We start from the raw sequence: 23687 nt of genomic DNA, 5'->3' as shown, positions 1-23687 counted from the left end.
CGAAGGACTAACTGCTTTATTAGAAAAATGGCAAGATAAAGCTCAAGTCCAGAAGTCAAGACAACGAGGGTAAACATTCTGTCGCTGAATATCTAATACCTGCTTGCTTAAACCTGCGTAAGGCTTCGCCCAAGCGATCGCATTCTAAAATTAAACTAATCCGCACGTATCCTTCTCCGCCTACGCCAAAAGCATTTCCTGGTGTGACGACAACGCCAGTTTGCTGCAATACAGATAAAGCAAAGTCTGTAGAACCCATCCCAGGTGGGCAAGGAATCCACAAATACATCGTTGCTTTGGTTTTTGGGATGTTCCAACCTAATTCTGCTAATCCTTGAATCAGAAAGTCACGGCGGCGACAGTAGCGTTCTTGGACTTGATGTAAATATTCATCTGGGAGTTGTAAAGCTGTTTCAGCGGCTGTTTGCAATGCGGCAAAAATACCATAATCTAAATTCGTTTTTAACGTCCGCAAACCTTGAATAATGTGGCTATTTCCTACCACAAATCCCACGCGCCAACCTGCCATATTATAGGTTTTGGACATGGTGTGAAATTCTACACCGATATCTTTTGCACCTGGTATTTCTAATAAGCTGGTAGGTTGATAACCATCAAAAGCTAATTCGGCATAACATAAGTCATGCACTAATAAAATTTCGTATTTACGGGCAAAGGCAACAATGTCTTCAAAAAATTCGCGGGGGGCTGTGGCGGCGGTGGGGTTACTGGGATAGTTAAAGTAGAGAATTTTGGCTTTTTCGGCTACTGCATCGGGAATTGCTGCTAGATCGATCAGCCAATCATTTTCTGGTTTGAGAATGAGGCTATAAATCTCTCCGCCTGCAATAACGGGACCGCGAAAATGGACGGGATAAGAGGGTGAGGGGACTAGTACGACATCGCCAGGGTTAATATAGGCGATCGCTAAGTGTCCCAATCCTTCTTTAGAACCGAGTAGCGGTAACGCTTCGCTATCAGGATCGAGATTCACACCATAGCGACGATGATACCAATTTGTAATTGCCCGTCGAAAACTTGCCGTACCTTCAAACGGGGGATAACCGTGGTTGGCGGGGTTTTTTAATGCGGCGATCGCCGCATCGATTACGGGCTGAGGTGCTGCGCCGTCGGGGTTTCCCATCCCCAAATCAATTAAATCGATCCCTTGTTCTCTGGCTTTCGCTTTTAATTCATCTAATCGAGCAAATACATACTGTGGTAGCGCCCGGACGCGATCCGCCGGACTAATCCAATCCAAGCTCATTGAGCTACCTCTTCGTTGACGAGATTTGTAGTGATGGGGTTGATGGGATTGCTGTTAGCCGGAGCCGTAGTAGAAACCATCGCCGCCATCAATTGTTCTGTAACAACTTTAAAGGGTAGCCGATGAATGTCAGATTTGGGATTTAAAGCGATTTCTGCCGCTTGTTTGAGTTGGGTAATCGTAATATCTTCCAGTCCCAAGTCTGCAAGAGTTTGGGGTAGTCCGATTTCGGTATAAAACTTAAGTAACTGTTGTCGTGCGGTAGCTGCCAGTTGATTGCCCTGTACCATTTCTTCTAACCGCAACTGGACTAAGATGCCGTAGCTAACTTTTTCGCCGTGAATGCTGCTGTGAATCGGCAGGTGAGTTAAACCATTGTGGACGGCGTGAGCAGCTACAGTACGGCATTGCGCGCCCCCTAAACCACCAATAACTCCTGCGAGTAAAACTGTAGCATCGACTACTTCCCGCCAAACTTCGCTACCTGGTGCTTGTAAAGCAGTGGCGGATTTTTGAAATAAAATATCGCGCAGTACCCTAGCTTGTTGCACGGCAGCAATAATTAAAGTTTGCTCCGAGTGTCCGCTACTCACAGAGGCTTCGTACCATTTGGCGATCGCATCTCCAATGCCAGCGACTAAAGTATGTCTGGGAGCAGTTTGCACCAAATCGTAATCTAGGATGAGTAAATTAGGGCAATTGGGCAGGCTGACATCATACAAAAATGCTCCGTCTTCCGAGTAGACGTTAGAAAGAGCCGTCCAAGCCGCACAAGTAGCCGCCGAAGTCGGAATCGTGACGACAGGCAACTCGCACTGATACGCCAATAATTTCGCTGCATCTAAGGCTTTACCACCACCAACACCAATAATCAGATCGGCTTGGTGTGCTGCTACCGCTTGTTTTAACGCCGCTAAACTCGCCTCGCTGCAATCTCTACCGTAGCTTGCTTGGGTAAATTTCAATTTTTGCGCTTCCAATACAGGCTTTAAGCGAGATTGGACGGCAACAAGAGAGCGATCGCCTCCTACAATCAGAGGACGATGACCTAAACGCGCGATCGCGCTTCCAGCTGCTTCTAAGGCTTGCGGAGCGCGGATTACCTGTGCTGGGGCTACGGACAGACAAAGCATTTTATCTAGTATTTGGTGGTTGAATATATAGTATAAGCGAGTGGTAATTGGTAATTGGTAATTGGTAGTTGCTAGATTTTGACTTTTAGCTTTTGACTTTTGACTTTATGACTACCCATTACTCTGTTCCCTCAGCCCTCTTCTCCCCTGCTCCCTGGTAATTGCGCTATGCTTTCGGGATTCAGCTTGATTTCCATTGCATTGTCAGTGCGGCTGGAGAGCGATCGCTCGATTTGTCCCAAGTAGAGGGGTTTGGTAACTCCTGGTTCTGGATGCAGATTTGTCCTGACTCTAATCGTCAGTTTATCGTCCTGTCTACCTAAGCGACCGTAGGAGAATAAATCGCTGGCGGCTTGCTGCATTGTTGCTTCTAGCGCTTGGCTATCAATGGTAGGCGGAACGGCAATCACGGTTTGCGTCCCGCCGTTATCGAATACTAAAGAGTAACGGACTGCGCCTGGGATAACCGTGCGAGTAAATGGGACTAAACCAAGGGCAAACAATCCGCCTGTAAGTACGCCTAAAAAGCCAGTGATCCCGACGAGGCGAAATCTAATTCCCCATTTAAGCAGAAAACCCAGAACGGTTATCGCCGCTAAAGCTAGGGTGGTTATTCCTACCCACCCAGAAGCATTGAGAAAATCAGTTGTAGTTGGCATTATGAAATCAAATAGTGAGATTGATTACTCGTTTTCGTTACTGATAAATCCTTCAGGCACTTGCTCGTTGGTTGATTCCAAGGCGGCTTTGAGGGTATGCCAGGTGAGATTAGCACATTTGATCCGCACGGGAAACTGAGCGACTCCCGCCATCACGTTGAGTTTGCGCTGTTCTTTAGGAAACTCATCTTCCCCTTTCATCATCCGTTGAAAGCGCTGCACCATCTCTAATGCGACGCTGACAGGCTTACCGCGCAAAACATCTGCCATTAAGTCAGCCGATGCCATCGCGATCGCGCAACCTTCACCATCAAATTTTACATCTGCGATCGTATCGCCCGCTTCATTCAGTTGCACCGTTAATTCAATCGTGTCTCCACAAGAAGGATTATGTCCCCGTTGATACCGATGCACGGGATCGGTTTTTCCTTTGTGGCGAGGTTTTTTATAGTGTTCTAGAATTACCTGCTGGTACAGGTCGCGGACATTACCCAAAGTCATAATTGCGTTTGCGATCGGGTTTATTTACCTACTTCCATCCTATCAGGGTATTTCAGGTGCGATCGGGTCGTTTTGACGTACCCTATCAATTCAGGAAAAAAGGATTGAAAACTGCGATCTAATTCCTGATAATGAGCTGTTAATTCTTCAATCCCACTAGCTAAAATCTCTCCTTGCCTGTTCACGCGATGAGCCATCCGGTTGAGCGTCACCTCTATTCCACTAATATATTGATATTTATTTAACCAATCTTGTTGAATCATTTGTGGTAATGCACGTTGGAGGCGATCGGGTAGAATCACTTGATGTTGTGATAGTATCGCATATACTTTTTGGCTGAAATCGTTAAGAGTTACCGAACTATATTTCTGCCAATCTCTAGCTAAAAAATGGTCGTAAAATATATCAACTAAAATTCCGGCAAATCTTCTCCTCGTTACAGAGATTAGTTGTTTAGCTTCTTTGACTATTGGGTGCGAATCTGTATATGCATCGACTTTTCGATGTAATTGTATTCCTTGCTGGATTGCGATTGAATATCGTTCTTTACTTATCCCTTGAAGAAAATCTCCTAAAAGATTTCCAAGTAACGATTCAGGTGTATGTTCGGCTAAAAACAGATGCGCCAAATAGTTCATTTTGTAACTCGTAACACTTGCCCTTCTTTGGGGCGATCGCCTTTATTAGAAATATATATCGCCCCATCACGACCAATAGTAAGAGCAGTTGGCGATTCTAGTCCATTACCACTAACAAGCGTTGTCCGCGTACCATCAGGGGCAACTTGAATCAAAGCACCATCTACACTACCCGTCCATTGCGGCTGATTGGCATATTGTAAAACATATAAATTACCTTGGCGATCGAATTCTAAGTCGGAAATTTGGGTAAAGCCTTCGGCATAAACTGTTGTTTTACCATCAGCAGCAACTCGCAGGACTCTAGCTTTCCCTACAGGGAACGGAAAACCCGTGTATTCGCTAACATACAAAGCATCATCGGGACCAACCGCCACGCCTGTCGGTACGGATTGAATTTCGATTTCCGCTGGTGTTTGTCCTGGTGGCGGCGCTTCAGGAGGTAGTACTTGTCCCGGCGCTGGCGTAGGAAAAATTGGGTCTTTTATCGTCTGGGTGGGAAGTACAGATAATACACTTAAGCTACCACCATTTAGACTTACACTCAGCAAGTCATTTGCAGCTGCATCCACAATATAAGCGGTATGACCCTTAATTGTAAAAGCATAGGGGTTGCTGGCGACTTCACCGCTAACATCTAATGTGTCCTTCCCATCAGCATTATTATCCAGTTCGTATTTGGCTAAATCGGCAAGACTTTTTAAATGACCTGTAAGCAAATCAACTTGATAAAGTTGTCCCCAACTCGGCGCACCTTCGGGAAAGTCGCGAGTTTCTGGGTTTCCGCCATATCCAATGAGTAAATAGGGATTATTATAGGCATCAAATACTATATCTTGGGGTCCAGCAGCAGTAGTACCAGTGGGTCTTAAAGCGATAGATGGTAGTCCAGTCAACAAGCGTTCTTGCTTACCGTCCTTAATTTTGGTTACAGCACCACTATTACCGACACAGGAAGAAAGTCCTTGCAAACTGGGACCAGGAATGCAACGTCCATCTCCCCCTACACCTGATTCTGTCACGTAGAGGCTGCCATCAGAACTAAAGTTTAGCCCGCGTGGATTATCAAGATCGTTAGCAACTACCGATATTGTGACTTCTGCTTGTGCTGGGAAAATAAATATGAGAGAACTTAATAGCGCAAAACTATGAACTAGTTTAGAAATTAAAGATAAAGACATAAAAACATGGCAGGAAGGGAACAAGAATTAGATCGACCAACCCTGCATCAGCAATTTATGAAAAGTGAGAATGCGATCGCAATGGGTAATTTTTCGATCGCTTAGGTATTTGTTTCGATTAATTCTTAACTTCTCTCTCTCACAACTTCATTAATTCTGTCTTGAATGGCTTGGCTTGCGGCGCTAATTTCTTCTGGGGAATCTGCCACAATTTAGTAAGTAACCATTCAGGGACGGGACTAATTACCATATGACATTTACCACACAAGGTAATTAAATTTGCCAAATCGTTTGTTCCGCCTTGACTTCTAGGCAGAATGTGATGCACTTGTCCGCTATGTTCTTTCCCGCAGACTTGGCACTGGCGATTATCTCGTTGTAATACTTTCTGTCTAATTTCTCGCCATTCTGACATACATTACATATATCTCTAAATTGGTAAGTCAGCGCGGGGGTTGAAGGTTTCGATTTGACGAATCTTTTCGTATAAATCTCGTTCTTCAGGACTAATATTTCTAGGGACAACTATTTGGATCTCAACAATTTGATCGCCTCGTTCGCCATCAGGATCGGGATAACCTTTTTTTGCCAGTCGCAATCTTTGCCCAGTGCGCACGCCTGGAGGCAAATTCATTTGTACCAAACCATCTAAAGTTGGTACTTCTACCGCACCACCTAAAATTGCCTCGACGGGAGTAATTGGTAACTGAATCGCAATATCGTTACCTTCTAACTTGAAATACGGATGAGGGGGAACGGTTATTTTTAAATAAAGATCGCCGCCACCAATTCCCTGTTCTCGTAGGCGAACGATCTGTCCGGTGTACATTCCAGGTGGCATGTTGACTTCTAGCGATCGCCCGTCTTCTGGGAGGCGAATTCGCTCCAATCCGCCTTCATATGCCCGTTCTAAGGGTATAGTTAACTTAGCCTCAATATCACGCCGCGTAGTACGGGCATTAACTGTATAAGCTGCTTTAGTCGTCCCCGGACGAAACGGATCGCGGGGTGCTGTCGTCACTGGTTCGTCATCGGCTGTCGCAGTCCTGGCTTGTTTGCGCCGTCCTAAGACTTGATCGACAAAATTATTAAAGTCGGGAAATGCGCCATAATCAACTTTATTACCATTACCGCGACTATCGCCAGTTTTGGCGCGGGAAGTTTGCTTGCTCCAGAAACCAGGCTGATTCCAATACTTAGTATATTGGTCGTATTCTGCCCGTCGAGTTTGGTCAGAAAGGACTTCGTAAGCTTCGCCAATTGCCTTAAATTTTTCCTCTGCCTCTTTATTGCCTGGATTTAAGTCAGGATGATACTGTCTGGCTAAGCGCCGGAAAACCTTTTTAATCTCTTCGTTGCTTGTCTCTCTGGAGACTCCCAACACTTCATAGTAGTCGCGAAAGTTACGCAAATCTTGCATAGTTTAGCTATCTGCTTGCAGCTTTTGGCTGTTAGCTTTTATAAGTTTCCGTTTAACGTTTTCTTTTTTAGTTCTAGCAATCAACGTACCAACTTAGCGAATCGCCAATCGCTAGATTATAGCCAATCATCGTCATCATCCCAGTTGTCTCGGTAAGTGGGACGCTTGCGGTTAGGCTTATCGCCGCCGCCATAATAAGGGGAACGATCGCGGCTATAGTCTTCTCTACCATAATCGTAGGAGTCGCGATCGCGATAGCTATCTCGGCGGGGTAGGTCGTAATAATCATCGTCATCACCCGTAAAGATGCCCTTGATTGAATCCCACAAGCTTTCTTCCTCATCGTCGCCATAATACTGACGGATCTCTCGTTTTAATTCGGAAATCGCATCTTGCAGTTCGACAAATAATTGGTCGATGCCGCGATCGTTATTTTCCTCTAAGTTTGCCCGCAGTTCGCGGACTAAACTTTCGATCCGTTGGCGTTGACTCCGGGCAAATTGCATCCCGAAGTCTAACGCGACTTCCTTCAATTGTCGTTCTGCTTCAACTGTCAAAGACTCTGCCCGCGTCCGCTTTTCTACCCGTTCTTTGCGCTGACGGTCGATATCGGCATATTGTTCTGCCTCGCGAATTGCCCGTTGAATTTCTCCCTCGCTGAGGGTAGAAGCCCCTTGAACGGTGATACTCTGTTCTCTGCCTGTCGTGCGATCGAGTGCCGTGACCTGTAAAATTCCATTAGCATCGACATCCAACGACACCTGAATTTGGGGAATTCCCCTCGGTGCGGGTGGAATCCCCGTCAGTTTGAATCGTCCGAGGGATTTATTATCAGCTGCCATTTCTCGTTCGCCCTGAACGACGTGAATTTCTACGACAGTTTGATTGTTTTCTGCGGTGGAAAAGATATCGGAACGACGCACGGGAATTGTCGTGTTGCGCGGGATCAGTTTTTTCATCACGCCGCTGACACTTTCCAATCCCAACGATAAAGGTGTGACATCCAATAGCAGCACGTCTTTCATCTCGCCGCCCAAAATGCTGCCTTGAATTGCTGCCCCAACAGCCACAACTTCATCGGGATTGACATTTTGATTCGGTTCTCTGCCAATTAATGCCTCTACAAGTACTTGTACCATTGGCATTCGCGTCCCTCCACCGACGAGGACAACCTCATCAATATCTGCGGGTCGCAAGTTAGCATCCATAATTGCTCGTTTGACAGGGACGCGCAATCGTCCTAGCAAGTCAGAACACAAGCCTTCAAATTGAGAACGGGTGAGTCTTGTTTCTAAATGCTTGGGACCCTCATCTGTAGCAGCGATGAAGGGCAGGTTAATGTCTGTCACCGTCACGCCGGATAATTCAATTTTTGCCCGTTCTGCTGCTTCCATTAAGCGCTGTAGAGAAGAGCGATCGCGTCTTAAGTCTACCCCTTCTGTCTCTAAAAATTGCTCTGCCAGCCAATCGACAATCTTTTTGTCAAAATCATTACCACCTAGTTGTGTATCTCCACTAGTGGCTTTGACTTCAAATACACCGTCGCCCACATCTAAAACAGATACGTCAAACGTACCACCACCCAAGTCAAATACTAAAATCGTTTGGCTTTCCTGACGGTCTAAACCGTAAGCTAAGGATGCAGCGGTAGGTTCGTTTAAAATCCGCAAGACTTCCAATCCGGCAATTCTTCCAGCATCCCGCGTAGCTTGGCGTTGGGAGTCGTTGAAATAGGCTGGAACAGTGATGACTGCTTTTGTGACGGGTTCCCCTAAATATTTGCTGGCATCTTCCACCAACTTTTTTAGCACCATTGCCGAGACTTCTTCGGGAACGAATTCTTTATTCAGTCGCGGGCAGTCGATCTTAATATTTCCAGCTTCACCTTTGCGGATTGTATAAGCAACCCGCTTCGATTCGGGGCTGAGTTCGCTATAGTTGCGACCGATGAAACGCTTGACCGAGTAGAATGTGTTTTTAGGGTTGAGGACGGCTTGTCGTCGCGCCATTTGTCCCACCACCACTTCCCCTTCGCGACTGACACTAACCACGGAGGGAGTAGTCCGCATTCCTTCTGCATTGGCGATCGCCACAGGTTTACCACCCTCCATCACCGCTATGACTGAGTTCGTTGTCCCTAAGTCGATGCCGACTACCTTGCCCATGCGCGATCGTTCTCCTAGTTTGTCTCAATATAATAATATGTTGAGAACTTTTGCTGGATTTATTGTATCTTGCTGGCAGCCTAACTAGGGAGCAGGGGAGAAGAGGGCTGAGGGAGCTGAGGGGGCTGAGGGAGCTGAGGGAGCTGAGGGAGCTGAGGGAGCTGAGGGAGCAAGAGCGGTCAACTGTCACCCCATACCCCACACCCTACACTCTTTCTTTAACGCACTACTCTTTTCCGACTTCTGACTTCGCCATGACACATTCTTGTCACAACTGTTGCTTATGCTAGGTCTTTGTAGTGTTAGCAAATGGATTTGACATGTTGGCGATCGCTAGTTTTTCCCTCTTGAGAGGGAGCCACTTTGCGAACAGAAAAAGTTTAAATAACTTAACAATCATCCGAGCTATGGCAGGAAGAAATAGCCGCAGCCACACTCAGTAATAAAGACTAGCTTATATATTGAAGTTGCCGCAGCAAAAGCAAAAATCAGAATTTTTTTATGGGAGCCTTCGATCTATTTAAAGCAATTGCGTTGAGTGCTGTTGTACTCAGCGCTACAGCAGGTTGTGGCATCTTACCAAAAGAAGCGGCTGATGCGCAATCCCAGGGTAGGGGAGCAGAACAACAGCAACCACCAGCGGTAGAAGTGGCGATCGCCCGTACTGGAAAAATTCGCACGGAACCGGAATATACAGGGACGACTCTACCACTACAAGAAGTTTCGCTCAGGGCGCAAGTAGAAGGGCGGATATTAAAACTCTTAGTCGATGTAGGCGATCGCGTCAAACAAGGTCAAATCCTCGCCCAGCAAGACAATACTATATTGCGAACGGCGCTGAATCAAGAACAAGCAGAATTAGCAGCCCTTAAAGCAGAAGTTGCTAGAGCCAGAAATCAAGTCAGTAATGCCAAAGCCAGGGTAGAACAGGCACGGTTGGAATTTCAACAAGCACAGTCAGACTCTCAACGCCAACAACAATTGGTCGAACAGGGTGCAGTTGCCGAACAGGCTGCCGAACAAGCCCGGACTAACGCTCAAAGTGCTGCTAAAGTGTTAAGAGCTACTGAAGAAGAAGTCCGTACTGAAGAACAAGCGGTAGCAGCTGCTAGCGATCGCGTCAACGCTCAACAAGCAGCGATCGCTCAAGCCCAAGAACAATTATCCTATGCCAACATCCGTTCTCCAATCAATGGCGTAGTCACGCAAAAAGTCACCGAAGCAGGAAATTTTCTGCAAGCTAACGGCGAAGTTCTGCGTTTAGGAGATTTTCGCCGCGTCAAGGTGAATGTAGAAATCTCAGAATTAGCCTTGGCAAATTTGCGCGTCGGACAGACAGTGAGGGTGAGACTAGATGCCTTCCCTAACCAGACTTTTACGGGAAAAATCAGCCGAATTTCCCCAGCTGCCGATCGCACGGCAAGACTAGTTCCCATAGAAGTCATCATTCCCAACGACAATGGGCGGATCGGCAGTGGATTGCTAGCACGGGTGAGTTTTGAAAGTAACGCCGCTGCTAGGGTTGTGGTTCCTGAGACGGCTGTAGTGGAGGATAAGGGAACAAGGGGACAAGGAGGACAAGGGGGACAAGGAGGACAAGGGGGAGAAAATTCCCGACTCCCGACTACAGCGACAGTATTTGTCATAACTGGAGAAAAAGTAGCAGCGCGATCGGTGAAATTGGGAGAACGGGTAGATGGCAAAGTAGAAATTCTATCTGGGTTGCAACCAGGGGAAAGGTTTGTAGCAAAAAGTGGCAGACCGTTGAAAAACGGTGAAACCGTGCGACTGTCTGTCTTATCGGAAACACAGCAACAGGAATCGTAGGGGCGGGTTTAGCAGATGAATCATCGGCTTCAACAGTCAATCTCGGCTTAAAACCCGCCCACGCTTGAATTTGTCGATACAGAGTACAGGTAATGCAGCCGCCAACATCGGGATTTAGTATCAGCGCCATTTCGATCCGACGACACATCGCCACACTGATGTTAACTGTAGCCGCGATCGTCTTAGGTGTCTTTTTTCTGACGACACTGCAAGTCGATCTCTTACCTGCGATTACCTATCCTCGCATCGGCGTGCGGCTAGATGTTCCCGGAGTATCGCCAGAAGTTGCAGTTGACGAAATTACTCGACCGTTGGAAGAAGCTTTAGCAGCTACAGAAGGCGTAGTCCAAGTCTATTCCCAGACTCGCGAAGGACAGGTCAGTATCGATCTATTCTTTCAGCCTGGTGGGAATATCGATCAAGCCTTAAATGATGCTACGGCGGCTTTTAACCGAGGTCGAGGTGGATTGCCCGATAATTTAAATATCCAAGAACCCCGATTATTCAAGGTCGATCCTTCGCAATCGCCAATTTACGAATTTGGTTTAACCTCCCCGACACTTAAGCCAGTAGATCTGCGCGTCTTTGCCGATGAAGAACTGGGACGCGAATTAAGTGTCGTCCCAGGAGTAGCAGCTGTAGACGTGTCCGGTGGCGTGCAGGAAGAAGTGAGGATTAATATCGATTTAGATCGCCTCCAAGCTGTGGGTGTGGGTTTAACTGACGTATTGGAAGAACTGACAACCCGCAACCAAGATATTGCTGGGGGTCGAATTTTGGGAGAATCCGAACCCTTGACGCGAACTCGCGGTAGATTTCAAACCTCTCAGGAAATTCGCAACTTATCCTTTGAAGCCGCTACCTTTGAGGAAAATAACTCTACACCAGGGGTAGCGCGGCGCGTTTACCTGCGAGACTTTGCGGAAGTTATAGACGGGACAGAAGATCAAAGGGTTTTTGCTTTTCTCAACAAAACCCCAGCCGTCAAACTGAGCGTCCAAAAGCAACCAGAAGCTAATACGATCGCAGTAGTTGATGGAGTCAAGCGTCGGATCGAATCTCTACGGCAATCGGGTTTAATTCCCGCCGATGCGGTCATAACTCCCACTCTAGATGAGTCAATTTTCATTCAGAACTCAATTTCTAACGTTACCAGTTCGGGGTTAATTGGTGCGGGACTCGCCGCGATCGCGGTTCTACTTTTCCTCGGTTCGCTACGTCAAACCATCATTATCGTTCTTGCCATTCCGCTAGCGACCTGCGCTGCAATTATCTTGATGGGATTATTCGGTCTTTCCCTCAATGTCTTCAGCTTAGGCGGACTTGCCCTCGGCGTTGGCATCGTCGTCGATAACTCCATCGTTATGTTGGAGAATATTGTCGAGGGAGTCAGGAAGGATGAAACTCATGTAGGGGCGCACGGCTGTGCGCCCCTACCAAAAACCTCAATAATCGATCGCGCCGAAAGCAGCAGCCGTGAGGTAGAATCTGCCTTGGTTGCTTCTACCAGTACTAACTTGGTGGCGGTGCTGCCGTTTTTGCTCATTGGCGGTTTGTTCTCTCTCCTATTTAGAGAATTAATTTTAACTATCAGCTTTGCCGTCGCCGCATCAATTCTAGTAGCAATAACGGTCGTACCCATGATGACATCAAGATTAATGGGAATAAAGCGATCGAGTGGAATTGGTAAATTTTGGTTACTGCGAGAATTTAATCGCAAATTTGAGGCTGCAACTCGTAGTTATGGTAACTTCTTAAATCGGCTGTTGCGCTGGCGGTTCATAGTTGTCTTGCTGGCTTTTCTCGTCCTGGGTGGTGGTAGTGTGTGGATGGCAGGTCAAATTCCGCAAGAAATTCTGCCTCGCATTGATACCGGACAGGCTAGATTATTCGTGCAGTTTCCTCCTGGTACGGCGTTGGAAACGAACCGTAAGGTGATGGAAATTGTAGACGATATTTTACTCAAACAACCAGAAACCGAATATATCTTTTCGACTGCAGGTGGTTTTTTGTTTGGCAATAATACCAGTGAAAATCCTCTACGTGGCAGCAGTAATATTACTCTTAAACCAGGTACTAATGTAGAAGCGTATGTTGCTAGGGTAAGCCAGGAATTCGATCGCCTCAACTTAGTTGAAACAGTTATCCGCCTGCGACCAGGAGAGGTGCGGGGTCTGATCTTAACTAATTCTCCCGTACGGGGGGCGGAGTTGGATGTCATACTTCAAGGATCGGATACGGAAGAACTGAATCGCGCCGGACAGCAAGTTCTCCAAACTTTAGAACAGCAGGCAAAATTAGCGAGTTTTCGACCCGATGCGACTCCCAGACAACCGGAAGTCCAGATTCGTCCTGACTGGGAACGGGTAGCAGAATTTGGTTTGACAACTCAAGAAATTGGCGAAACAATTCAAACCGCACTCGAAGGTTCAATCCCAACGCAACTACAAAGAGGCGATCGCTTAGTTGATATTCGCGTCCAATTGAATGAAACTACAATCCAGCGTCCTTCTCAACTCGCCAGCCTTCCCTTATTTATTGAAGGAAATCGGCAAATTCGTCTTGGTGATGTTGCCCAAATCGAACTCGGTCAAGCACCAGGAGAAGTGCAACGAATCGACCAAAGACAAGTATTTATCATAGCCGGAACTTTAGCAGAGGGAGCGAGTTTAGGTCAAGCGCTCGCTGAAGTTAACAACGTGATGCAAAATATAGACTTACCGCAAGGAGTCAACGTCATCCCGAGTTCGGCGGCGCAGTCCAATCAACAGTTACAAAACTCGTTGAAGCTTTTAGGGGCTTTGGCTGCTTTTCTCGTATTTGTCGTGATGGCAGTGCAGTATAACTCTTTAATCGATCCTTTCGTCATCATGTTTACCGTCCCGCTAGCCCTAGCTGGAGGTATTTTTGGACTGTACGTCACCCAAACGGCTATTGGGGCAACGGTTTTGGTAGGTGCGGTGTTATTGGTCGGGATTGTGGTCAATAATGCAATTATTATGGTGGAACTGGCAAATCAAATTCGGGAACGGGAGGGTTGTTCTCGTTGGCTGGCAATTCAGCAAGCCGCACCGCAACGCTTGCGTCCTATTTTGATGACGACAATTACGACTGTATTGGGGATGCTTCCCTTAGCTATGGGTATCGGTCAAGGTTCGGAGTTTCTCCAACCTTTAGGAATTGTGGTATTTTCAGGATTAGCTTTAGCAACGTTGCTTACTCTATTTATCATTCCCTGCTTCTACGTCATGCTACATGACATTGGCTGGGGTTGGGCAACGCCGATTTGGAAATCTGTTAGCGTTGTGCCGGACAAATTTTTGCATCGCAAGCGCTATAAAGATAAACGCTGGTGAGTCATGCATTCGTAGGGGCGGGTTTACCAAAAATCTTTGACTTCGACAAACGATCTGGTGAACCCGCCCGTACAAAAGTAAGTAGGACAGGCATTGCCCACCAGAAAATAGCGATAATTTTATGAATTTAATGAAACTGCTATAGCAATTCTCAATTGAATGAGGTAGACGTATTTGTAGTAGGGGCGCACAGATGTGCGCCCCTAAAGATGTATTGATGGGATACGCTATACATGGCAACAAATTCTTTATTTACAGGTCGCGTAGTAGTTATTGCGACTATGCACGAGAAAGAAAAAGCGATCGCACCCATTTTAGAAGCAGAATTGGGAGTGCAATGTGTAGTTCCAGACTTTAACACAGATATCTTTGGTACGTTTACTCGCGATATTGCCAGACCAGCAGACCAAATTGCTACAGCTAAACTCAAAGCCAAAAAAGCTTTAGAAATAACAGGTGAAACAATGGCGATCGCTAGTGAAGGTTCCTTTGCACCCCATCCCGATCTACCTTTTATTTCGGCAAATCGAGAAATAGTCGTTTTCATCGATATGCTAAATCAATTAGAAATTGTCGGTCAGGAAATTTCCACAGAAACTAACTTTAATAGTCAATCAGTTAGAACGGTGGAAGAAGCCGAGTCTTTTGCTAATAAAATTGGCTTTCCCTCTCATGGTTTAGTGGTCATGCTCAGTTCTGACTCTTTAGAGCGCACAGAAATTTTTAAAGGTATCAATACAGAAGAAAAATTAACAGAAATTGTGAATTTTGCCTTAAGCAAATCCTCAACAGGGAAAGTGCATATCGAAACAGATATGCGGGCGCTATATAATCCAACCAGAATGCAGAATATTGCTAAAGCTACTAAAAATTTAATTCAAAAAATTCATCAAATATGTCCTAATTGTGCTTGTCCTGGCTTTGATGCGATCGCCCAACGTCGCGGATTACCCTGTGGATTATGCAATCTTCCCACATCTGCAATCCGCTCGGTAGTCTATCAGTGCCAAAAATGCAGTTTTCAACAAGAAAAACTATTTCCGCAGGGTGTTAAAGTAGCCGATCCAGCTCAATGTATGTATTGCAATCCTTAGTTGAAAGTCAAAAGTTAAAAGTCAAAAGTCAAAAATTGAAAGTTTAAAGTTAAAAATTAAATATTGTTAGGTTAGATTGTCAGTCACATTTAGTGACAAAATCTTACAAAAAAAGTCATCAAATTTTGCAAAAATCTAACTTAAGGTAGAAGAAAACCAAATATAAACTTTTCTAATGGGAATAAGGTAACATATATTCTTATCTACTCCGATCGCTTGTAGATCCATTTCTAGACTAGGCAGCAGCTATTACATAGCTCGTGTCATGCGATTTTGACTTTTGCCTTGCGACTTGTGACTTGAGTATGCGATTACTTTTTCTCTTACCCTTAACAACTAGTCTGCTCTCTGGGTATCTCTGCAAAAAATCTGCTGATGAGATGGCTTACCTAACAGGAACGGCTACAGTCGTCAGCCTGATTTTGGCTTTGATTTTAGCTCCTTGGCAGATCCAATTATTAATCCTGTGTGTAACAATCTTCGGGACAAAAAAATTACTTTTAAAAAATTTATCCAAAAGCGAGTCTAATTCAATCGCCCAAAGCATAACCCAGAGCGATCGCCCTCAGATAGCAATTCCTAGCATCTCCAGCGAAAACGATGCCGTCGCAGAAGTTAAAGGAATGTATCGCGGTGCGCCTTGGCTATCGAGTCAGGAAAAAACACCTGCACCACAGCCAGATCCCGCCAACCTCAAATATCGCGGTGCGAGTGTTGTAAAACAAGGGACCAGTGACCAGTGACCAGTGACCAGTGACCAGTGACCAATGACAAATTATATATAGTAATTTTAAATATATGTAAATTTTCAGGATGGGGAAATGAGATACTTACGCAGCAAAATCACTAGCAGTAGAAAATATCTGCAATCTTTAGTTTTCTCTTTGGGATTAGTTGTTCTCACGACATTAATGCTGCCATTTCCAGCGATCGCAACGAGTTTGTATGAAATTCCTTCAGTCGCGCCAGGGGAGAAGACCTGGGTGATCGATCCGGCAAAAGCAATCAGTGCGATCAACGAAGGTAAGATTGGTAGCGAATTGGAGAAATTGGCAGAAACGACCGGAAATGAAGTTAGATTTGTTGCAATTCGCCGCCTCGACTATGGGGAGACTGCTCAATCCTTTACCGATAAATTATTCGAGCAGTGGTTTCCAACCCCAGAAGCGCAAGCCAATCAAACTCTCATCGTATTGGACACGCTGAGTAGCGGGACTGGAATCCGAGTAGGAGATAAAGCTAAGTCGCTGCTGACAGATGACATCGCCAAAAGCGTGGTTACTCAAACTATTTTGTATCCTTTACGTGAAGGTGAAAAATACAATCAAGCGTTTCTCGATGCTAGCGATCGCCTCGTAGCTGTTTTATCTGGCGCACCCGATCCTGGCGCACCCGAACAGCTAGCAACTGATGTCGCTGTCGAAAGTACCTACAAAAACACCGAAGAAACTAAATCCAGCAACGCTACAATTTGGGTCATTGGCTTTCTTGTAGCTGCGACGATTATTCCAATGGTGACTTATTATTTTTATATCAAGTAAGTGGTAATTGGTAGTTGGTAGTTGGTAATTGGTAGCTGCCTATTACCCATTACCCATTACCCATTATCAATTTAATCCTGAACGTATTCTTGCCCGTTGACTAAAGCGATCTCGGCGCGGACAAATTCTCGTCCCAGATAAGCGGCGTGATCTAAGTAAGTCACGGGACAAGTTTGTTCTTGCTCGAAAATTTCTACGCAAATTTCTTTTGCTGTTCTCCCCCGATATAGTGTGGTGGAAGTTCGTTGAACTTTACCGCGTGCGGGGATAGGTTTACCCGTTTCAGGATCGACGGCTAAACCGCGATCGTCGATCGCGTTGGTGTAATGCTTCGCACAAATTAACCCTGCTTCTCGATCCAGATAAATGATGAAATATCCGCCTGGGTCAAGGTCAATATGACGCTTAGAAAGTTTATCATCAATTGCCGTTAAGTCTTCCAGCGTCCGCTCCATGTCTCATCCCATGATTAACTATTTTTTGTCCTTAACTTAATTTTAAATCTTTCTTCTCTCTATGGTTTTTTCCCAATCTCGGCTTAAATCTCCAAGTTTTTGCCGCATAACTGTTTTAACAGCAAATATATTTCCTTGCCATAGCGTGCTGGAGTAAATTGCTCGGCAGCCCATTGTTGACCGTTTTCACCCATTTGTTTAGCCAGATCTGGGCGATCGCAAATATATCTAATTTTCTGCGCTAGTTCTCGCTCGTCTTCCGCAGTATATAACAATCCATTAAATCCATCTCGAATTAACTCTTGCGTGCCACCACTCCTCGTACCGATTATCGGCTTACCTGCCCGCATCCCTTCTACAGTCACCCTGCCAAAAGCCTCGCACTTAGAGCATACAAGTACGACATCTGCACTCTGCATCAACGGAAAGGGATTATCGGCGTAGCCATAAAACTTAATAAATTGCTCTATGTGGTTTTTTGTCGCAATATTTTCTAAATACTCTCGGTACTGAGGATCGCCATCGCCAACGATTAATAGCTCTACTCTTACCCCTGTATGTACCAATTCGGCAATAGCGCGGATCGCGTCTTCCTGCCTCTTTCCCTCCACCAATGCACCCACAATAATGCATCTCAAATTTGGTGTCGGAGGTAAGGCGATCGCCTCGCCTGGAGTGACGTTAACTGCTTGATAAACCACTTTCAACTTTGTCGGCGCGATCCACTGCTCGTATTTTTGAGCTACAGCTTTGGAGTTTACGATACAAACCTGGGACAGCAAATCTACTAGTTTTAAGGTGAGGTTGCGACCGAGATCGAAAACTTGTCCGTGATCTTCGTAAACAAACTCGCGGATATGCCACACATGGGGTTTCCTCAATAAAAATGCGGCAAAAGCACCAACGCCTATGGCAATAGTATTCGTGTAGACAACATTGCACTGCCACTCTTTAATTTGGGCGGCAATTTGGAATGCTATGTGGTAGCTTCGCTTCAGCTTCCGCCATCGATCGCGCCAGGGATAATTTGTGGCTTCCAGCCAGCGTTCGTAGGGAATGACACGAACAGGAATATCGCGACGGCTCAATTCGTCAAACAACCGCCCCTGTGCGGGTAATAACACAAAACACTCGACTCCCAGCTTCTGAAGCGAGTCTATAGTTTCCAGCAGCGATCGCGGTCCTCCCCGCATATCCGTGCCTGGACAGGCAGCAATGAAGCATACCTTCATCATCTATGTTTATCTATCCTCAGTTACCACAGCCAGCGTAAACTTCAATTAATTCTTGAAAATGTTGTTCTAGCGATCGCACCGTTCGCGCCTCTTGCCAAAACTCGGTTAATAAGTGCGGGTTCTCGCGAATAGTTAAGAGTTTCTGCTGAAAGTCTCCTTTTTTGCCTGGGTCGAAAATGAATGCCGGATGTCGTACAAATTCCTGTGCGCCGCCTCGATTCGAGCAAAGTACGGGTACGCGACAAGCTAAAAGCTCATAGGTGACTTGCGGTAAATTATCTTCCCATAGTGGCGGGACAATTCCCAAGTGGATGCCATCTAAGATTTTAGGAAGATTTTCGTGAGAGTAACCGGGATGGTAAATTAATCGATGCAAAGACTGAGCTAAAGAGAGCAAGGGTCCTTTCTGCTGCATTGCCAAGTCTAACTCGGTGCGATCTGCGATTTTACTAGCGACAACGAGTTCTAACGTGCTTAATTCTGTTGCTGACAGGCAACGTAATTCTTCCAATAAGAAGTAAAATCCTTTATCTTTTCTCGGTACTCCCATGTAAACGCATCGAAAGGGCTGCCCTGGAGAGTATATTGCTGGGTTATGCGGCGGGACTGGAAACTGCGTGGCTTTACTACCTATATATTGCGTACTCAACCGTGTCGGATCGACCCCATAGTACCGATAAATTGCAGCAGTGCGATCGGAAACAGACAGCGCCACATCAACATAACGATTAATCAGAGAAACGATTTCCTGCCGTCGAAATTGATACGCCTCGGCTTGCTGAGGCAGATTTGCACCTTTAAGTTCTAGGGTTTTGAGTAGAGGCGATCGCGTCTGCACGACTAGCGGTCGTTGAATTTTGTAGAAAAGAGCAACGAGTTTTTTCAACAAGTTTAGAGGTAGCGATCGCCCTTTCAAATCGAGCGAGTTGCCTAAAAATTCTAGTCTTCTCATTGCCAATTCTCGCTCTGAATTTGGCGGTATAGGTAAACAGGCAAGACAGGCTCGTCCGTCTAAATTATCGTCACAATGGCTCTGTTCTAACCGCCACAAATTAACTTGCGGACAAACAGCCCAATAATTATGTAAACTAAACACGACCTTAGCACCACTTTCTTTTGCTATTTTGAGACAATTAGCGGTTATGCCCTCTAAATTATGAAAGTGAATTACCGAGAAAGGTGCTTGCGTGTCTAAAAACTCTTGAAAGCATTTTTCCAAAGCAGGTTGTTTAACGTTGCCTAATGGATCGTCAAAAGCGAAGTGAGAAGGGGCAATAATTGGGGAATTAACGAGTGAAAAAGTGGGTACGTGGGGATGATTTTGGTTGCGAATCGGTTTGATATGTGGACGTTTATTGAAATAAATATAGTCGGTTCCAGAATAAAGAAAGGTGACGTGCCAGTTATCTTTTTGAGTTGTATAGTCAATTAAATTTTTACAATAAACAGATACGCCTCCCCCAAGAGTAGGTTTCTGAAAGTAGGGAGCCCAGTTATAATGAAGTACTCTGTATGACATATTAAGTTTTCCTAATTGAAAACTGATAATTGAAAACCGATTATGTAGCAGCAAACGCTATTATCATTTTTCAGTCAGCGCGCTCGCCAGTAACAATCTGCCACGCTCGCGGTTGATAAAACTTGCATTGACTCATCGTTCCATCCGATTTAACGCTAAATCGGAAAGACTCAAAGACATCGAAAGTATAGATAGAGCTTTGTTTGAGTTTAATGCTCATAGTATAAGTTCCAGGGGCTAAACCTAAACAAGGCATTTGCAATTGAATTTCATGTTTTCCTGGTACAACTTCAAAAAACTTCTCATCATTTTCGCCACTTAAAAATAAAACTGCCCCCGTACCACCTTCACCACCTAATTCTGTAATTTTTAAATGCAATGTCACGTTGTCAAACTTTTGATGAGCTTTACAGCCTACACAGAAGGAAGTAGGTTCGCCACTTTTGAGCGATTCTAAAATCTTGCCTTCAGCGTCTCGAAAAAATAGATGAGTAATGTCTAAGCCAAAACTTTCATTTGCCGATTTTTCTGGCAAATACATGACTTGTGCAGTTGCTTTCTTACTGTCTAGAAACAAATCTTCCTCATACTTTTCGATAACTCTTTCTGTATCGCCAGATGCAATCAATTCACCCTTGACTAGGTAAATTGCCGAATCACATACGTTTAAAATTGCTTGGGGATTATGATTGACTAAAACAAAAGATGTTCCCTGCTGGCGCAGTTGGTGGAGTTTGCGATAACATTTGGCTTTAAATTTGATATCTCCTACAGCCAAGACTTCATCAATTAATAGGATTTCCGGTTCTGTATGAATTGCGCAGGCAAAACCTAACCGCGCTGCCATTCCCGAACTATAATTTTGTACTGGTGCGTCGATCGCATCCCAAATTTCAGCAAAGTCTATTACTTCTTGAAATCTAGCTTCGATTTCTTTGGTCGATAATCCTAAAATTGACATATTGGCATAGATGTTTTCTCGCCCCGTCAATAGCGGATTAAAACCTGCTCCTAAAGCAATTAGTGGAGCTACCCTACCCTTAAGTTTTACAGTGCCAATATCCGGTTTAATCAGACCGCTAATAATCCGTAATAGCGTGCTTTTTCCAGCTCCATTTGCCCCAACTAAGCCTAATGCTTGCCCCCGACGCAGCTCGAAATTAACATCTTTCAGCGCCCAAAATTCTTGGGTACGCAGCGTTTCTGTTCTCTTCCCACCTATTAACTCTGTGGCGATATCTCGGACACCATAAAATAGCGATCGCCTTAAGTCTCGACAAAACTTTTTTGAGACATTTTCTACCGAAATAACAACTTCAGAATCTTGAGATTGAATAGCAATTTCTCGATCTACTAATTCAGTCATTAGGAACTCACCCTTTCAATCACGAAAGGCATGGCGAGGCGAAATGCCACCCAGGTTAATAATAAGCCAACTAGAGTAATTAGACTGGCGATCCAAAATCCAGCCGGATCTGAGATAACTCCCGTCGTTGCTAGTTCCCGTGTTGTCACGAGTAGAGGAGTCACGGGATTCAGCCGTACCAAAAATCCAAACGTTCCTTCACCAGGAACGGGATAGACTACCGGAGTCAAGAACAGCCAAAACCCTGTAATCATGGTCAGTCCTTTTGATACATCCTGGTATAAAATCCCCAACGGCGCTAATAAAACACCGATAAATGTACCGAATAAAATCAAATGAATCAGCGCCACTGGAGCCAAAATTACCGTCCAACTGACCGGAACTTGAAACCAAATAAACAATCCCACAATTAAAATCAGCTTGATCGCAAAGTTGAAAAAGACCTCACCTAACTTTGCCAAAATTATTGCTTCTCGGGGAAAATTCACCTTAGCTAGCATCGGCTTAGCTACTGTTACCGCTTGCACTGGACCGTTGAGCGCTTCCACAAAAGTTTGCCACAACGCCGTACTGAACATGACATAAGCTGGATATGGTAAATCTGTAGCTTCAACTGCGATCGCACCTGCATCACTTGCTAGCGTAAATCCTGCTGCCATCACAATCGGGGGCAAAAAAGCCCAAATTACACCCAGAAACGACTGACGGTACTGAGCGCTAATATCTCGCACCATCAGCCGCCATGCTAGTTCGCGAGAAGCGAGTAAGTCTCGTCCCATTTGCTTAAACAACTGAATCGGATGCCTTAATAAGCTTTCAGGCGTATACACCACTTCAAACGGCATCGGATTTGAATTGAGATTTCTCTTTTGCTTCAAGTGGTTTATCCTTCTTCCAAAGTTTGGTAGGGTGGGCAATGCCCGCCCTACTGCTACCTTATTATGCTGATACTGGAGTTTTAGGCAACGACTTGGCAGGCTGCTGTTGCACTTCTTGCGGATGTTTGCGAGTATGGCGATCGCTGAGATAACGGTTCAGCCTTTTCTCCATCCGCACTAGCATATTCTCTATTCGAGTCTTGCCCCTACCAAAGACATAATATTTATTCAGCAGCGGTCTAATGATAAATACCCTGCGTCTTCCGGTTAAATATTCCGACCAACTGCGATACCAATTTTGGTGGTATTTATCTTCGGTCAGATTCCACTTTTCGCGCAAGCGGTTTAAGCTAGTCGTACCCCAAGCATCGCTCCAACGTACCATGTAGAAAGGAATTTCGGACAATTCCAACGGCATCCCGTTAATGTATGTGACGAGGGATGTTGGCTCTAAGTAGATGGAACCTCCAGCCTCAGATACCGCTACACAAAAATCTACGTGTTCCTTTGTGTTCATCATTGCGGGGTCGAGCTGACCGCCAATTTTTTCAATTATCGCCGTGCGCACCAACATGCAATGGAACTCTGCCAAACCAGTTGGCTGTCGTTGCAAGAAGTCGCCTAAATCTGCTACGCGCTTACCTTGCTTGTAAATTTTATCGTGCAAGCGCCGCGTTGGGCGATCGCCTTTGTTTTCCTCAATGACCGCAGATTCTCCACCTGCACAATGTACGATTTCGTGTAAAGCTTGACCTTGACATACGAGGGGACTAACTACCGCAGCTCCCGTTTCCTCAGCGCATTGAACCAAATTGTTCAACCAATTCGGAGCAACGACAACATCGTTATCCATGAAGACAACGTATTCTGTATTGACCTGGGCTAAACCTAGATTTCTAGCATAATTTGGTGAAGGGTAATAATCGGTACGAATCAGTTGGAAATTTTTCTCGCGGGCTTGAGCTGCTAAGTAATCTCGGATACGCGCAGGGGAGCCACCATCTACATAAATCAACTTGAAAGGGATGGTTGTATTCTCATAAATACTTTCAAGGGACTTTTGAGTTAAACTGAAACGTTCGCGTGGTACGACTACGATAGTGACTTGTGGTTCTGCCATCTTTGATACGTCCATTTACAACCCTGTTATCTATAAAAAAATCAATCGTCTACAAGTCTGTCTACTTGCAAATACTTACACAAGATTGCAGAATTAGGCTACTCACACCAATACCATACGCAAATTCGCGTAGTGTCATAGGCTTACTAGTTATAAAGAGGCATGTACATAACAGTAATTCATAAAACATTTATACAATATAGGCATTTTATGAAGTATAGATGAATGTTTTATGAGAGTTTTTTCATAATTAGTCGCAGTGTTATCCACTATACAAATGTCAACGCCGTTTCTACCAAAAGTAGTATATCCTTGGGAGAAGTTGCGGTGTA

General features: G+C 45.2%; 20 protein-coding genes. 5 read left to right on the top strand and 15 right to left on the bottom strand.

All coding sequences use genetic code 11. The features are described from left to right. Positions 1 to 55: 55 nt before the first annotated feature. From M5J74_RS06730 to dnaK, 9 genes are all read right to left on the bottom strand, one after another. Positions 56 to 1267: an aspartate aminotransferase gene (locus M5J74_RS06730; RefSeq protein WP_250016078.1), complete on the bottom strand. Its 1212-nt coding sequence runs from the start codon at positions 1265 to 1267 to the stop codon at positions 56 to 58. Further along, entirely contained in the window at positions 1264 to 2400 is a 1137-nt protein-coding gene (locus M5J74_RS06725) for an iron-containing alcohol dehydrogenase family protein (RefSeq protein WP_250016076.1), read from the bottom strand. The genes M5J74_RS06730 and M5J74_RS06725 overlap by 4 nt, the downstream gene beginning before the upstream one ends. Positions 2401 to 2531: 131 nt before the next feature. After that, complete coding sequence (locus M5J74_RS06720) at positions 2532 to 3059, bottom strand: Ycf51 family protein (protein WP_015153368.1); 528 nt, start codon at positions 3057 to 3059, stop codon at positions 2532 to 2534. Positions 3060 to 3083: 24 nt separating this feature from the next. Then, a complete protein-coding gene (sufU, locus tag M5J74_RS06715) occupies positions 3084 to 3560 on the bottom strand; it encodes a Fe-S cluster assembly sulfur transfer protein SufU (protein WP_015153367.1) in 477 nt (158 codons plus the stop codon). 20 nt (positions 3561 to 3580) lie between these two features. Beyond that, the gene (locus tag M5J74_RS06710; RefSeq protein WP_015153366.1) at positions 3581 to 4198 is read right to left on the bottom strand and encodes an ACP phosphodiesterase; all 618 of its coding nucleotides are present in this window, start codon (positions 4196 to 4198) and stop codon (positions 3581 to 3583) included. Next, entirely contained in the window at positions 4195 to 5379 is a 1185-nt protein-coding gene (locus M5J74_RS06705; protein ID WP_015153365.1) for a ScyD/ScyE family protein, read from the bottom strand. Before M5J74_RS06705 ends, M5J74_RS06710 begins: the two co-directional genes overlap by 4 nt. A 139-nt stretch (positions 5380 to 5518) precedes the next feature. Beyond that, a complete protein-coding gene (locus M5J74_RS06700) occupies positions 5519 to 5794 on the bottom strand; it encodes an HNH endonuclease (RefSeq protein WP_250016074.1) in 276 nt (91 codons plus the stop codon). Between the two features lie 15 nt (positions 5795 to 5809). After that, positions 5810 to 6799, bottom strand: coding sequence for a DnaJ C-terminal domain-containing protein (locus M5J74_RS06695; protein ID WP_250016072.1), 990 nt, complete (start codon positions 6797 to 6799; stop codon positions 5810 to 5812). A gap of 116 nt (positions 6800 to 6915) precedes the next feature. Continuing rightward, positions 6916 to 8964, bottom strand: coding sequence for a molecular chaperone DnaK (gene dnaK, locus M5J74_RS06690; protein WP_106216225.1), 2049 nt, complete (start codon positions 8962 to 8964; stop codon positions 6916 to 6918). A gap of 501 nt (positions 8965 to 9465) precedes the next feature. Between dnaK and M5J74_RS06685 the strand changes: the two genes are divergently transcribed. The 5 genes from M5J74_RS06685 to psb32 all read left to right on the top strand — a co-directional run bounded on the left by M5J74_RS06685 (position 9466) and on the right by psb32 (position 16782). Beyond that, positions 9466 to 10791 (top strand): efflux RND transporter periplasmic adaptor subunit, encoded by a 1326-nt coding sequence (locus tag M5J74_RS06685; RefSeq protein WP_250016071.1) that lies wholly within the window; start codon positions 9466 to 9468, stop codon positions 10789 to 10791. Positions 10792 to 10883: 92 nt separating this feature from the next. Beyond that, positions 10884 to 14147, top strand: coding sequence for an efflux RND transporter permease subunit (locus M5J74_RS06680; protein ID WP_015153360.1), 3264 nt, complete (start codon positions 10884 to 10886; stop codon positions 14145 to 14147). Between the two features lie 233 nt (positions 14148 to 14380). Then, entirely contained in the window at positions 14381 to 15241 is an 861-nt protein-coding gene (locus M5J74_RS06675) for a DUF6671 family protein (RefSeq protein WP_250016065.1), read from the top strand. A 380-nt stretch (positions 15242 to 15621) separates the two neighbouring features. Beyond that, positions 15622 to 15984: a DUF4278 domain-containing protein gene (locus M5J74_RS06670; RefSeq protein ID WP_250016064.1), complete on the top strand. Its 363-nt coding sequence runs from the start codon at positions 15622 to 15624 to the stop codon at positions 15982 to 15984. A gap of 78 nt (positions 15985 to 16062) precedes the next feature. Next, the gene (gene psb32, locus M5J74_RS06665; protein WP_250016063.1) at positions 16063 to 16782 is read left to right on the top strand and encodes a photosystem II repair protein Psb32; all 720 of its coding nucleotides are present in this window, start codon (positions 16063 to 16065) and stop codon (positions 16780 to 16782) included. Positions 16783 to 16853: 71 nt separating this feature from the next. Here the strand turns inward: psb32 and M5J74_RS06660 are convergent, their stop codons facing one another. The 6 genes from M5J74_RS06660 to M5J74_RS06635 all read right to left on the bottom strand — a co-directional run bounded on the left by M5J74_RS06660 (position 16854) and on the right by M5J74_RS06635 (position 23370). Next, positions 16854 to 17237 (bottom strand): DUF4346 domain-containing protein, encoded by a 384-nt coding sequence (locus tag M5J74_RS06660; RefSeq protein WP_015153356.1) that lies wholly within the window; start codon positions 17235 to 17237, stop codon positions 16854 to 16856. 83 nt (positions 17238 to 17320) lie between these two features. Further along, the gene (locus M5J74_RS06655) at positions 17321 to 18472 is read right to left on the bottom strand and encodes a glycosyltransferase family 4 protein (protein ID WP_250016062.1); all 1152 of its coding nucleotides are present in this window, start codon (positions 18470 to 18472) and stop codon (positions 17321 to 17323) included. A 16-nt stretch (positions 18473 to 18488) separates the two neighbouring features. Continuing rightward, the gene (locus M5J74_RS06650; protein WP_250016061.1) at positions 18489 to 19991 is read right to left on the bottom strand and encodes a glycosyltransferase; all 1503 of its coding nucleotides are present in this window, start codon (positions 19989 to 19991) and stop codon (positions 18489 to 18491) included. Between the two features lie 70 nt (positions 19992 to 20061). After that, positions 20062 to 21357, bottom strand: coding sequence for a polysaccharide ABC transporter ATP-binding protein (locus M5J74_RS06645; protein WP_250016060.1), 1296 nt, complete (start codon positions 21355 to 21357; stop codon positions 20062 to 20064). After that, entirely contained in the window at positions 21357 to 22202 is an 846-nt protein-coding gene (locus M5J74_RS06640; protein ID WP_015153352.1) for an ABC transporter permease, read from the bottom strand. Before M5J74_RS06640 ends, M5J74_RS06645 begins: the two co-directional genes overlap by 1 nt. Positions 22203 to 22296: 94 nt before the next feature. Beyond that, the gene (locus tag M5J74_RS06635) at positions 22297 to 23370 is read right to left on the bottom strand and encodes a glycosyltransferase family 2 protein (RefSeq protein ID WP_250016059.1); all 1074 of its coding nucleotides are present in this window, start codon (positions 23368 to 23370) and stop codon (positions 22297 to 22299) included. Positions 23371 to 23687: the final 317 nt, after the last annotated feature.

The sequence above is a fragment of the Chroococcidiopsis sp. CCNUC1 genome, from assembly GCF_023546805.1.
Taxonomy (GTDB): Bacteria; Cyanobacteriota; Cyanobacteriia; order Cyanobacteriales; family Chroococcidiopsidaceae; genus Chroococcidiopsis; species Chroococcidiopsis thermalis.
Note: the sequence above shows the minus strand (reverse complement) of the source record. Positions and strands in the feature narration are given on the sequence as shown.